The organism is Aquimarina sp. RZ0 (assembly GCF_008370685.1).
GTDB lineage: Bacteria > Bacteroidota > Bacteroidia > Flavobacteriales > Flavobacteriaceae > Aquimarina.
In genome coordinates, this window is the sequence record NZ_VTZU01000044.1 from 16,350 (window position 1) to 29,831 (window position 13,482).

Genomic DNA, 13,482 nt, shown 5'->3' on the forward strand with positions numbered 1-13,482 from the left:
TGATATGTCAAAAAAAACAATATTGGTAACCGGAGGAGCTGGATTTATAGGTTCTAATTATATAAATTATAAATCAAATGCTAGAGATGTAAAACTGATTAACCTAGATTGTCTTACATATGCAGCTAATCTTGATAATATAGAAGTAAATAATAGTAGCGATTATCATTTTGTTGAAGGTAATATTTGTGATGTAAAAATAGTAGAAAAAATTTTTGCGGATTATAACATTGATTCTGTGATACATTTTGCAGCAGAATCCCATGTGGATAATTCTATTCATAACCCTGATACTTTTATACAGACCAATATTGTAGGAACATTTAACTTACTACAAACGGCATACAGGAATTGGATGAGTGCTCCCAATGTTTTTAAAAAAGGAAAAGAAAATTCCAGATTTCTTCATATTTCTACAGATGAGGTATACGGAACATTAGGAGAAGAGGGGCTTTTTACAGAACAAACATCGTATGCACCTAACAGTCCTTATAGTGCTTCTAAAGCGTCATCAGATTTTTTAGTAAGAAGCTATTTTCATACCTACGGTCTACCGGTAATAACCACAAATTGTTCCAATAATTATGGTTCTAGGCAACACGATGAAAAGTTGATACCTACGATCATCCGAAAAGCAATAAACAAAGAAAGCATCCCGATTTATGGTGATGGTAAAAATATTAGAGATTGGTTATATGTCTTGGATCATTGCAAAGGAATAGATCTTGTTCTTGCCAAGGGTAGGCTGGGAGAGACGTATAATATTGGGGGAAAAAACGAGAGAGAAAATATATATATAGCAAATGTAATATGTGAAATTTTAGATAAAATACAACCACTAGATGAGCAAAAATCCTATAAAGATTTAATTACATTTGTTACAGATCGTCCAGGTCATGATTTTAGATATGCCATCGATGCTTCTAAAATTGAAAATGAACTAGGTTGGATGGCTGTAGAAAATTTTGAAACGGGAATAGAAAAAACTGTTGCGTGGTATTTACAGAAATATACTAATTAACCTACACTTATGAAAGGTATTATATTGGCAGGAGGATCAGGAACAAGGTTGCACCCATTAACCTTGGCTGTTAGTAAGCAATTAATGCCAGTTTACGATAAACCTATGATTTATTATCCACTTTCTACATTGATGGAAGCAGGGATACGCGAAGTGTTGATAATTTCTACTCCGCAAGATTTACCATTATTCAAAAAGCTATTAGGAGATGGTAAAAAATATGGCTGTCGATTCGAATATGCAATCCAAGATCAACCGAATGGTTTGGCAGAAGCATTTATAATTGGAGAACAGTTTATTAAGAATGATAAGGTGGCTTTGATTCTTGGGGATAATATTTTTTATGGTTCTGGATTAGAAGAGCTTTTGGAAAGTAACAATAACCTTGAAGGAGGCATTATTTACGCCTATCACGTTCACGATCCTGAGCGTTATGGAGTTGTTGACTTTGATACCAATGGAAATGTAATTTCGATTGAAGAAAAACCCCAAACCCCAACATCTAATTATGCCGTTCCTGGTATTTATTTTTATGATAATCAAGTTGTTCAAATTGCAAAAAATATCAATCCAAGTAAAAGAGGAGAATTAGAGATAACTGATGTGAACAATGAATATTTAAAACAGGGAAACTTAAGAGTAGGTATACTGGATAAAGGAACAGCCTGGTTGGATACAGGTACTTTTAATTCTTTAATGCAAGCATCTCAGTTTGTTCAAGTTATCGAAGAAAGACAAGGGCTTAAGATAGGAGCTATAGAAGAAACTGCCTATAAAAAAGGGTTTATAAATAAAACCCAACTAGAAGAATTAGCAAAACCCTTGATTAAAAGTGGTTACGGGAAATATTTATTACAATTAGATTAGCATGGAGATTGAGGAAACTTTTATAAAAGATTGTTTTACAATAAAACCAACAATTTTTACGGACGATAGGGGTGTTTTTTTTGAAAGTTTTAACCAGAATACATTTGAAAAGCTCACGGATTTAAACATTTCTTTTGTGCAGGATAATCAATCGTTTTCTACTTATGGAGTTTTAAGAGGGCTTCATTTTCAGAAAGGAAAGTTTGCTCAGGCAAAACTAGTTAGGGTTGTTAGAGGTGAAGTACTGGATGTCGCAGTTGATTTAAGAAAAGATTCAGAAACCTATGGAAAGCATTTTTCTGTTATTTTAAACGATACAAATAATTATCAATTATTTGTGCCAAGAGGATTTGCTCACGGATTTATAGTGTTAAGCAAAGAAGTAATTTTTAACTATAAATGTGATAACTATTATAATAAATCTTCTGAATCAGGTATTAGGTATAATGATCCTAAATTGAATATTGATTGGAAACTTGATAAATCCGAAATAATATTATCCAATAAGGATAAGGAATTAGCATTACTAAAAGATTTATTTTAAATTAATTCTATATATTCTGGAAAAGAAATTAACTTTGCCAGATATAAAATTAGGTTACTTTTTTAGGAAATTAAGACATGGGGACTAAAGAAAACACTTCTGAAGAGATAGATCTTGGGCAATTATTTAAATTAGTTGGAGATGGGATTAATAGATTATTTTTATTTATTGGTGCTATTTTTAAAGGAATTTTTCATTCTGTTATTTTGTTTCTCCAATTTCTTAGAAAACATTTTTTAAAATTTGTAATTGCAGCTATAATTGGATTATTTATAGGCTGGTATTTTGATGCCACGTCTGAGCCCATTTTTAGATCATCCATGATTGTAGAACCTAATTTTAATAGTACACAACAATTATATAATAATATCGAATTTTATAATGAACTGGCAAGAGAAGAAGATTATAATAATCTTGCTGCTGCTTTAAAAGTTTCTAATAAAAAAGCAGAAACTATTAAAAGTATAATGATTGAAGCGTTTACAGATGAAAATCAAAAACTGAAACAATTCAGTGATTTTGTTGGTACATTAGATAGTACTTCAAGAGCAAATTTGAGTTATAAGGAATATTTGAATAATTTTAATAATATTCAAGCAAGATTTCATAAAATTAATATTGAAGCTTTGGATCCTGAAGTTGCCAAAACTTGCCAAAATGCTATCGTTCGTTCCATCACCAGTAATGATTATTTCCAACTACAGAAAGTAACAAACGATATGAATCTAAAATTAAACGATTCTATCGTGCGAAATCAATTAATAGAGATTGATTCCCTTAAATTATTTTATAAAAAAATAAAATTATTAGAAGTTCAAAAAGAAGAAAAATCATCAAGAACTAGTATCAACTTATCTTCAGAAAATCAGCAACTAGATCAATCAGAAATTGTATTACTAAAGCAAACAAAATCATTAAGTAACGAAATTTTTGAAATTAATGAACGCAAAGCGGATACAAGACATATTATTAACGTAATCTCAGATTTTCCTTTTCGTGGAGCTTTAATAAAAGACTTTTTTAAGCAGAAAAAAGTAGTTTTACCTATTCTTTTTATTGGTTTAACTTTTTTAGTTTTAGTAGTTTTATCTTTAAATAGCTATTTAAAAAAATACAATGCTTAGATAATTTGAGGTTCTAAGTAAAAAAAATAATGTAGCTCCAAACCCATAAATTAATTGATTATTAAATGAAAATACTAGTCACTGGTGGAAATGGTCAATTAGCTAAATGTATCAAGATTGTACAAAATAAGCCCTCTTTTTCAACATTTTTATTTGCTGATGCGAATGAACTAGATATAACAAATAATGAATTAATAAAGGAATACTTTAGTAGAAACCATTTTGATTTTATAATTAATTGTGCTGCATACACTAATGTAGATCAAGCAGAAAAAAGTCCACAAAGAGCTTTTTTGGTTAATTCAGAAGGTGTAAAATATCTAGCCGAAATTTGTAAAGAATATAAAACAACTCTAATCCATATTTCAACGGATTATGTTTTTGATGGAGTAAAGAATACTCCGTATTCAGAAAAAAACAACCCTAATCCAATAAATGAATACGGTAAATCTAAGTTAACTGGCGAACAATATATCCAGAAAATACTGGAAAATTATTTTATAATAAGAACTTCTTGGTTGTACTCTCAATTTGGTAACAATTTCTATAAAACTATTCTAGAAAAATCAGAAACTGAAAAAGAACTGACAATTACAATTTCTGAGATTGGCACACCTACAAATGCAAACGATCTAGCAGCATTTATAGTTCACATTATAGAAAGTGAAAGTAAAGATTATGGCATCTATCATTTTAGTAACGAGGGACGTGCAAGTTGGTATGATTTTGCAAATGAAATTTTAAAACTTTCTGGTAAACTCAAGGTTATAATGATTAAAAAAACCGATAATTACCCTACTTTTGCAAAAAGACCTAAGTTTAGTGTCTTGAGTAAATCTCTAGTCAGAGAAAAGTTTGATATTGAATTAATAGATTGGAAAAAAAGTTTATTTAAGAGTATCAATGACAAAAACTTATAGTCACTAATAATCAATTCACATTGAGGGGATCTAAAATTGAGAAAAAGAAGAATTTCTTCAACGGTAGACTAAAGAAGTATACTTTTCATACTTTTTGGATGGTTCTTGAAAAAGTAATCAGACTAACAATAAATTTATTCGTAGGAGTATGGTTAGCTAGGTACTTAGGGCCATCTGATTTTGGTGTATTAAATTTTGGAATCGCTATTACCACTATTTTTTTACCATTGGTTAATTTTGGTCTTCAAGGCATATTAGTCAAGGAATTATTTATTAATTTCAAAATCAAAAATAAGATACTTGGCACTGCATTTTTTCTCAAGTTAGGGATATCATTAATTGTTGTTTTCGGTATTTGGGTTTCTGGTTTTTTTGATATATATTCTGATGATGTAGAAAAAAAAGTAGTTCTTTTTATTGCCTTATCTCTTTTTTTTCAACCTTTTTTAGTTATTGATAGTTGGTATGAATCACAGGCGAATGCTAAAAAAGCTTCAATTTTTAAATCTCTTTTCTTTGTAGCTATTTCTATCGTTAAAGTGATATTTATTTTGAAGGAATATTCAATTGTTAGTTTTGCGATAATATATGGCGTAGAAGCTGCTTTTATAGCAATTGCTTTGTCAATTACGTATTTGAGAAGTGAAGGGTCTCTACTTCATTGGAGGTTTGATTTTGATATTCTCAAGAGCTTGACAAAAAAATCGTGGTTACTTGTATTTTCTAGTTTTTCTGCTGTTATCTATGTAAAAATTGATCAAATCATGATTGCCTCTATGATTTCAGAAGAAGAATTAGGGTTTTATTCTGCAGCCGTAAGGCTTTCAGAAGCTTGGTATTTTATTCCATTAATTATATCGAATGCTTTATTTCCTGCAATTTTGGGCGCAAAGCAGAAAGGAAACAATAAATATTTCTTTATGCTCCAACAGCTATCTGATGGTTTTTTTCTAATATCTTTTTTATTAGCAATTGTGGTTACATTTATGGCTAATTATATCATAATTACGTTATTCGGTAAAGAATATAATTCTTCGGTGATTATTCTTCAAATTCATATATGGGCTGCAATTTTTGTATTTTTGAGAACTGTTTTAAGTAAGTGGTTAATCTCAGAAGATAAGTATCGGTTTTCCCTTATTTCTCAATTATCTGGTGCATTGACTAATGTCCTGCTTAACTATATATTAATTCCATTATATGGAGGAGTAGGAGCAGCGATTGCAACTATAATATCTTATTCTGTTACTTCTTTTTTTGTTTTAGGGTTGTTTAGACAAACCAGACCAATGTTTCTTATCTTTGTCAAATCTTTTATAGCTCCCATTCGTTTATTATACAACTATGAAAATTTTTTTAAAAAAAATTAGGACGATTCTTCAAATAAATACGTTAAGGATTGTATCGATTAGCTCTTTTACTAGTAGTTTTTATTATTTTTTGATTTCTAGTTCTTTTAGAAGAGAACATTTAGCAATCATTAAAGGTAGATTGAAATACCATAAACAAAATGAAGTTGAAAAAGAAGCATTTTATTTGTTAAGAAGAAACATACATCGTTTGGAAAAGGGTCTGATCATGAAGGAAAGGAGAGCTGTATTTGCTTTGGATTATATCGAAGAAACTGTAGAAGCATACATTAAAGTTATTACAGGCTCACTAGAATCGGTAAGTAGAAAAAATATAAAATGGTATTCAGATGTATTAACTAATTATTTTGAAGTAGTCGATTCATCCAATGAAAAACTTAGAAAATTGAAAACACTTTTTGAAAAGCATATTGTAAATACGGGATATGAGAATGCTTCGATACCTTATCAAAGAGATTTCAGTATTTTAAATGTTAATTATGATGATTTCTATAAATTATGCAAGTTAAGGAGATCTGTTAGATGGTACGAAAATAAACCAGTTCCAAGAGAATTAATAGATAAAGCTATTTCAGCAGCTGCGCTATCTCCCTCGGCCTGCAATCGACAACCTTTCGAATTTAGGGTTTTTGATGATAAAGCATTGGTTCAAGAGGTAGCAAATGTAAGCTGGGGAACCTTAGGATTTAGTCATAATTTTCCTGCTATTATAGTAGTAATTGGAAAATTAGAAGCATATTTCGATGAAAGGGATAGACACGTTATATATATTGATGGAGCGCTTGCTTCAATGTCTTTTATGTATGCTCTAGAAACCCTAGGCTTAAGTTCTTGTCCAATAAATTGGCCAGATGTAAAAAAATTTGAAAATCAAATGGAAGCATTATTGGGATTAGAAAAAAATGAGAGACCCGTTATGTTGATTGCATTAGGATATCCGGATAAACAAGCATTAGTGCCCTTTTCTGAGAAAAAAGATCTATTTGAAATAAGAAGTTATAATAAAGTAAAAGATTAATTTATGAATATATTAGTCGTAGGAGGACATTTTTACAATAAAGGAGCACACCTTATGATGAAGGCTGTGGTAGAAGAACTCGCTAAGTATCCAGAACACAAATTGTTTTTGAGTCCTTGCGCTGGTACCAAAGAACAGATAAAAAATCTGGGATATAATACAATTGATTACCCTTTCAAACACGTCACAGATTATAGAGGATTTGAGATCTTTTTTAGATTTGGCTCAATCTTAAAATACTTAAGAAAGCAATACAGAGGTGAATTTCCTGTAGACAATATAGATGCGGTGATTGATATATCAGGATTCGCATATAGTGATCAATGGGGAAAAGAGGCAGTCAAAAATGTAAATAAATTAATAAATTATTTCAAAAAAAGAAACGCAAAGTATATCTTTTTGCCACAAGCATTTGGACCATTTTCAGGAAAAGAGATAAGAGAGCAGATGAAAGATGTATTGAAGAATTCTGATTTGATAATAGCAAGAGACAATAATTCATATGAAATGCTATTATCTTTGCAAAAGAATGAGAAAATAAAGTTGTATCCCGATATAACCATTACAATTAAAGATCTAGAGAAACGAAACGAAATTTTCTCAAACTATAGTTGTATAGTACCGAATGAGCGTATGCTGGATCAAGGAAGAGAATATTGGCCTGAAGGGGAGTATTTAGAATATGTGAAGAAAGCAATAAACAAACTTCTTAAAGAAACCGATCACAATATTATTATATTAATACATGATAAAGGAATTGGAGATACGAATTTGGCGAATCAATTAAAAAGTAGGGAATATATAGACGAAAGCAGAGTTAAGGTGCATTATGAAGAAGATACAATGAAGCTAAAATTTATTTTAGGTAAGGCAAATTTGGTCATTGGGTCTAGGTTTCACGCGTTGGTTTCTGCTCTATCTCAAAATGTTCCTAGCATGGCTTTAGGTTGGTCTCATAAGTATAAAATGTTATTCGAAGAATATAGTGTAGAAGATTTTTCTTTTGACAAGCCTAATGATCAAATGTATAGTATGTGTCTAGAAAATCTCCTTAAAGAAGAGCCTAGAAAAATTATGGAAGATAAAATACGAGCGTCAAATCTAGTGCAGCAAAGGAAAAATAAACAGATGTGGTCAGAAGTTATTGAAGTTATAAATTCCTAACTTATGAAAATTGTTTATGTTTTAGAAGTTGACCCTTATCTCCATTCAGGAATAATAAAAAAAGTTAACGATCAAATTAATTTTTGGAGAACAAAAGGTAATGAAGTAATTTTATTAGTTATTTGGGCTACTCCAAAAGAAGATCATATTAGCTATATCCAAGGTAAGATTCTGTCATCCAAAATTGCCAATAAATTGAAAGGAGGATTTATTAAGAATTATCTTAATAAAATATTGTCAGTAAAAAATCTTTCAACTGAATTAGAAAAAATTAACCCAGATATTCTGTATATACGGCAAAATATTTGGTACCCAAAACTTTCAAAAGTTTTGCAGAAATACAATACGGTTTTAGAAATAAATACTGTTGACACGATCGAGATTAATTATTATTCTAGACTTAAAAAACTAGTATATCTTTTTGGAAGAGAAAAGATTATAAGAAGTTCTAAGGGGCTTGTAGCGGTTTCCCCTGATATACTTTCTCATTATGATAAGTACGATATACAATCTATTGTTGTTTCTAATGGAATTAATTTATCAAAAATTTCTAAAATTAAGAATTCAACATCTTTAGGTAGAGTTAATTTGGTCTTTGTCGGTAGTAGTAATATGAAATGGCATGGTATCGATAGAATAATTGAGCTTGCAAATTTTTTTACAGAATACAATTTTGATATTGTAGGGTATGATAAAGATGATTTTCCAAATACTCCTAAAAATGTAAAATTCTATGGATGGGTAGACAAAAATGAGTTAGAAAAAATTTATGCTAAGAATCATTTTGGACTTGGATCGTTTAGTAATCATTTAGTCGGTAAAAAAGTTGATAGTACACTTAAAGTTAGAGAATACTTGGCGTATGGTTTGCCTGTAATATTAGGACACGTAGATGTAGATTTAAATGAAGAAGATTTTGTGTTTAAAGCAACTAATGAGAAAGGGAATTTTATTGATTTCGAAAAAATAAAAACCTATATAGAAAAAAACAGAGATTTAATTGTTGAAAATAAAGACTTGAAAATAATAGAATCTTCAACTAAAGAAGAAGAACGTTTGGAATTTTTCAATACTATATATAATAAATAGAGTTAAATTATTTTTAGTTTTAAAATAAGCTCTTACTATAAAAACTAGACAAGTGATTTTAGGTTTTTTTAATAATTAATTTTAAAAAAGAATCTATTATTAAGTATATCATACACGGAAAATTAGACAAAAAAATGGAATAATCAATATTTATTGATTTGGAATCTTGATTTTTAGGATTTATTAGTAAACAAAGGAACAGTAAAATTTAAAGAAATTCTTTTTTACAACACGGATATTTGACATTTTCCTGTAAACACCATAGTAACAATAAATAGGATACGTCATTCAAAAATTTAGAATTAATCAGTTTTTATAGAACCATTAGTAAATATGCAGATCAAATCTTATATAGGTTTTTATAGATTCGTTATAAAAAAAGAAACACAGGTCTTTTTAAACTTTATTTGAATATATTCGTTTATGAATTATGCAGAGAGTATTTTGATATAAATCCCTTTACAAGACTTTTAATACTGATACAATCAGGTATTCAAAAAACATATTAATTAATTTTTTTCAAATTGCGATCTTTAAACGATATATATAATTTTTTCTTTTTTTTAGGGATTTTTTTTCTTCCTTTTAACTCTGCTGTACCAGAATACTTTAAGATTTTGGGGGAATACGGAAACGATTCCTCTCCATTGTTTTTTTTGATTGCTTTTTTATTTTTGTTAGTAAGAGATTTGTTAAGAGGAAAATTACTTTTTCCTGTCAAATCACCATTGTACATTTTTTTCTCATTTTTTTTACTTTATTTAATCCTTATAACCATTATAAACATTCCTGATATTTTGGATTATTACTTCAAAAAGACTTCTGGAGTTGTAAGGTTTATAAAGCAATTAATTTCTATAAGTCTTTCAGGAATAATTTTTCTATATCTATTCTGTAATTCGTGTTATGAATATGGAGCACGAGTGTTTTTTATTAAAATTCGAAAAACTTTATTGATTAGTCTAATTTTTGTTTCAATATATGGTTTTTTAGAGTTTATGATAATTAGTTTAGATTGGAGCTTTTTAAGAACAATACTTAATATTTTTGATTACTTACCTTTTGTAGAGATACGACTCGATTACCACCTTCATAGAATATCCTCCTTAACATATGAACCACCAGCACTAGGAACTTACTTAATTACAATATCTGGTTTTATGTTTACATATGTTTTAACATCTAAAAAGCTATTTCGATTTGTACCATTTTTATTGGTAATAATCTTAGCGATTCTTTCTAAATCTCGTACGGCACTGGTAGTTGTATTTATTCAGATATTGACAGGCGTTTTTTTAGCATATAAATTATTGCCTAGATTCAGGAGAGTTTTTAATAAAGTTTCATTAATTGGCTTTATATATTTTTCTATTTTCTTAGTATTCAATAGTAAATCAGTTTATACGTCAATTGAATCTAGAATAGACTCTCTTAATTTTTCTAAAAACCTTGACTATAATACTTCTGAGTATGCTGTTTCTAATAAGTCTAGATTAGGAATACAATATGCAATATTACAAGTTTTTAAGGAAAGTCCTATACTTGGTGTAGGTTGGGGACAACAAGCATTTGAATCAAAAAGTAAATACCCAAAATGGGCACTTAAAAATAATTATGAATTTCCTACAAAATATCTAAATGAAAACCTAAAATCTTTTCCACCAGGGTATAATTTGTATTTGAGAATTTTGGCAGAGACAGGATTAATAGGTTTTTTAATTTTTTCTTTGTTTATTTTACAAATTTTACTATCAACTTATAAACTTTGCAAAAGAAAATCCAGTCAAAGATATATAGCCATTGGATTATTTATAAGTTTTGTAGGTTTTTTATTCAATTGGTTACAAATAGATTCGTTCAGGATCTATGGCTTTTGGATATGTTTGGCTATTCTTATTGTGTTATATAAAGAATTATTGAATGAAAAATATTATAGTACTGATACCTCATTACAATAATCAGGAAGAACTATTAAAATCTATTCAATCTATTGATGATAAGATAGATGTTGATATTTTGGTAGTGGATGATGGAAGTGTTAGTGATATTGATGAAAAACTGCTAAAAGACAGCTATTCTAATGGGGTAATATTATTTGAATACCTGAAAAAAAACTCCGGAATAGAAATAGCTCTAAACACTGGTTTAAAAAAAATTCAAGAATTAGACTATAAATATATAGGCAGACTGGATTGTGGAGATTATTGCCTGAAGAATAAATTTACAAAACAAATCGAATATCTTGATTCTAACCCAGAGGTAAAACTTTTAGGATCTTGGGTTAATATAATGGATAAGGGTAAATTACTCTATGTTTTGAAACACCCTACAAGCTATGATGAAATAAAAAAGAAAATGTATTTAAATACAATGTTTGTTCATCCTTCTGTGGTATTTCAAACATCCATAATAGAGGATATAGGCTATTATCCTATTAATTATAAAGCAGCTGAGGATTATGCGTATTTTTTTAACATTATTAATGAATTTAAATCTGAGAATTTTCCTGAACCTCTATTGGACTATATCATAGATGAGAATTCTATATCTTCCAAAAAAAGAAAAAGACAGGTATATAGCAGAATAAGAGTAATTTTATGTAATTTTTCTTTTGGTTTTTATCCTATATATGGATTGTTTAGAAATGTTTTGTTGCTATTTATTTCAAGAAATTCGAGTAATATTATTAAAAAACTTTTCAGGAAATGATAAAAACATTTAAGATCGATACCATTTATAACTATCTTTTTTATACCTTATTTTTTTTACTTCCGATGGAAGGAGTTGTAAGAGCTTTACCTAATATTATTCTTGCCTTTCTAGGTCTTTTTTTCTTATTCAGAATAAAGAAAGAGAATTTAATGAATAAGTTTAAAAACCCAGTAATGATTTTATACAGTTTTTTAACTGTGTATATTGTTTTTAGTTTAGTTTTTTCTGATCAAATTTCAAATAATTTTAGTTACTTAAGTAAGTTTTTTTTAGTAATTGGTCTTGTGATTCTATCCTCCGCTTTAAAAAGTAAAGAGATAGATAAAGTAAAAATCTTTATAATTTCTGGAGTATTATGTTCAATCATGATTTCAATATTTTCTATTATAATATATAGTATTGACCAAGGTAAATTTCTGTTTTCTGTTGGTAAACAAGTCAATGAAGTACTTTTGACCGAAAGAGTATATCTAGCTTTCTTTTGTGTAATCAGCTTTATTTTTTCTCTGGATTTATTAAAAAATAAGTACAAAAAACTATCTGGTAATGTTTTTCTATTGATTAATGTTTTTTTGATAATTATTTTTATTTTATTAATTGCAGCTAGGATGGCTCTGATTTCAATAGTTATTATATCACTTTATCAATCGCTATATATTCAGAACAAAAAAATACTTTTGAGTATTGTTTTTGCAAGTACTATAGTCTTAGTATTTGCATTTTTTTTCAATAAGAATTTAACAAACAGGTTTTTTTATAAAGATCAAAATAAAACTTTTGTAGAAAACATGAAGGTTTGGGAACCAAGGGTAGTAATTTGGCAATGCGCTTCGGATATTTATAAACAAGAATCTTTTCATACATTAGTAGGATTAAACTCTTTCACCAAAACAGAATCTGAACTATTAGAATGTTATGAGAATAGTATAAGTAATGCTAAAAAGCGAGAATGGTTTTTTAAGCAAAAATTTAATACACATAATGAATTTTTTGATTTTCTGTTATCTTTCGGATTAATAGCTTTAATATTTTATACTTTAATATTTATTTATGCATTAATTGTAGCTAGAAAAAATGTCACTTTAGTTTCATTGATAATTTCTTTTTTATTATTAGGTCTGGTCGAAAACTATTTTCACAGGCAGATGGGAGTGTATCTTTTTGGACTTTTCCTCATCCTTATAACTTCACAAAAAGAATATGATTTGATAAATATATATAGAAGTAGCAGCGGTAGAAGAAAAAATAAGCTCTTGGAGCAACAAAAACTATAGTGTTTTTTGGTATTGCCCGAATGTGGTATTTAAAACTGAAATTTAAGTACGTTTTCGAGAATAAAATTTATACGAAACAAATCGAATAATAATTCTATTGGACCATCTTTCTTTTGATATATTTGTATCAAATTTTAAAAATACAATAGCTTAGTATAGGAAATTAAGAATGAAGAAATATGAATAATTTTATTATTAGTAATAATAAAATGTAGATTTACACTAGTTCTGATTTAAAATACTCACATAAAAATGGCAAATTTAAATAGGTAATTTTAAATCAGAAATGGTATTACACATATAAAGTTAAACACCTTTTGAGCAGTTGCTTCTGAGGTAATTTTTTATACAAGAAAAATTAATAGTTTCTTGTAAAGAA

Annotated in this window: 13 protein-coding genes; 12 read left to right on the forward strand and 1 reads right to left on the reverse strand. The window is 28.4% G+C overall.

Features of this window, described 5'->3' with window-relative positions:
* Nucleotides 1–4 precede the first annotated feature (4 nt).
* The 9 genes from rfbB (at nt 5) to F0000_RS16970 (ending at nt 9,117) form a co-directional block, all read left to right on the forward strand.
* Nucleotides 5–1,021, forward strand: coding sequence for a dTDP-glucose 4,6-dehydratase (gene rfbB, locus F0000_RS16930; protein WP_149625915.1), 1,017 nt, complete (start codon nt 5–7; stop codon nt 1,019–1,021).
* A 9-nt stretch (nt 1,022–1,030) separates the two neighbouring features.
* Nucleotides 1,031–1,888, forward strand: coding sequence for a glucose-1-phosphate thymidylyltransferase RfbA (rfbA, locus tag F0000_RS16935; RefSeq protein ID WP_149625916.1), 858 nt, complete (start codon nt 1,031–1,033; stop codon nt 1,886–1,888).
* Between the two features lies 1 nt (nt 1,889).
* On the forward strand, nt 1,890–2,432 hold the full coding sequence (rfbC, locus tag F0000_RS16940) for a dTDP-4-dehydrorhamnose 3,5-epimerase (RefSeq protein WP_149625917.1): 543 nt from the start codon (nt 1,890–1,892) through the stop codon (nt 2,430–2,432).
* 77 nt (nt 2,433–2,509) lie between these two features.
* Nucleotides 2,510–3,556, forward strand: a complete 1,047-nt coding sequence (locus tag F0000_RS16945) for a hypothetical protein (protein WP_149625918.1) — start codon at nt 2,510–2,512, stop codon at nt 3,554–3,556.
* Nucleotides 3,557–3,621: 65 nt separating this feature from the next.
* Complete coding sequence (rfbD, locus tag F0000_RS16950; RefSeq protein WP_149625919.1) at nt 3,622–4,476, forward strand: dTDP-4-dehydrorhamnose reductase; 855 nt, start codon at nt 3,622–3,624, stop codon at nt 4,474–4,476.
* A gap of 20 nt (nt 4,477–4,496) precedes the next feature.
* On the forward strand, nt 4,497–5,846 hold the full coding sequence (locus F0000_RS16955; RefSeq protein ID WP_149625920.1) for a flippase: 1,350 nt from the start codon (nt 4,497–4,499) through the stop codon (nt 5,844–5,846).
* Between the two features lie 208 nt (nt 5,847–6,054).
* On the forward strand, nt 6,055–6,864 hold the full coding sequence (locus F0000_RS16960; protein WP_223148914.1) for a nitroreductase family protein: 810 nt from the start codon (nt 6,055–6,057) through the stop codon (nt 6,862–6,864).
* A 3-nt stretch (nt 6,865–6,867) separates the two neighbouring features.
* Entirely contained in the window at nt 6,868–8,028 is a 1,161-nt protein-coding gene (locus F0000_RS16965; RefSeq protein WP_149625922.1) for a polysaccharide pyruvyl transferase family protein, read from the forward strand.
* Nucleotides 8,029–8,031: 3 nt separating this feature from the next.
* Nucleotides 8,032–9,117, forward strand: coding sequence for a glycosyltransferase family 4 protein (locus F0000_RS16970; RefSeq protein ID WP_149625923.1), 1,086 nt, complete (start codon nt 8,032–8,034; stop codon nt 9,115–9,117).
* A gap of 505 nt (nt 9,118–9,622) precedes the next feature.
* Here the strand turns inward: F0000_RS16970 and F0000_RS16975 are convergent.
* A complete protein-coding gene (locus F0000_RS16975; protein ID WP_149625924.1) occupies nt 9,623–9,853 on the reverse strand; it encodes a hypothetical protein in 231 nt (76 codons plus the stop codon).
* A 61-nt stretch (nt 9,854–9,914) separates the two neighbouring features.
* Here F0000_RS16975 and F0000_RS16980 point away from each other — a divergent pair, with 61 nt between their 5' ends.
* From F0000_RS16980 to F0000_RS16990, 3 genes are all read left to right on the forward strand, one after another.
* Nucleotides 9,915–11,075, forward strand: a complete 1,161-nt coding sequence (locus F0000_RS16980; protein ID WP_149625925.1) for an O-antigen ligase — start codon at nt 9,915–9,917, stop codon at nt 11,073–11,075.
* Entirely contained in the window at nt 11,038–11,826 is a 789-nt protein-coding gene (locus F0000_RS16985; protein WP_149625926.1) for a glycosyltransferase, read from the forward strand. Before F0000_RS16980 ends, F0000_RS16985 begins: the two co-directional genes overlap by 38 nt.
* A 65-nt stretch (nt 11,827–11,891) precedes the next feature.
* Nucleotides 11,892–13,103 (forward strand): O-antigen ligase, encoded by a 1,212-nt coding sequence (locus F0000_RS16990; protein WP_188112160.1) that lies wholly within the window; start codon nt 11,892–11,894, stop codon nt 13,101–13,103.
* The last annotated feature ends 379 nt before the right edge of the window (nt 13,104–13,482 follow it).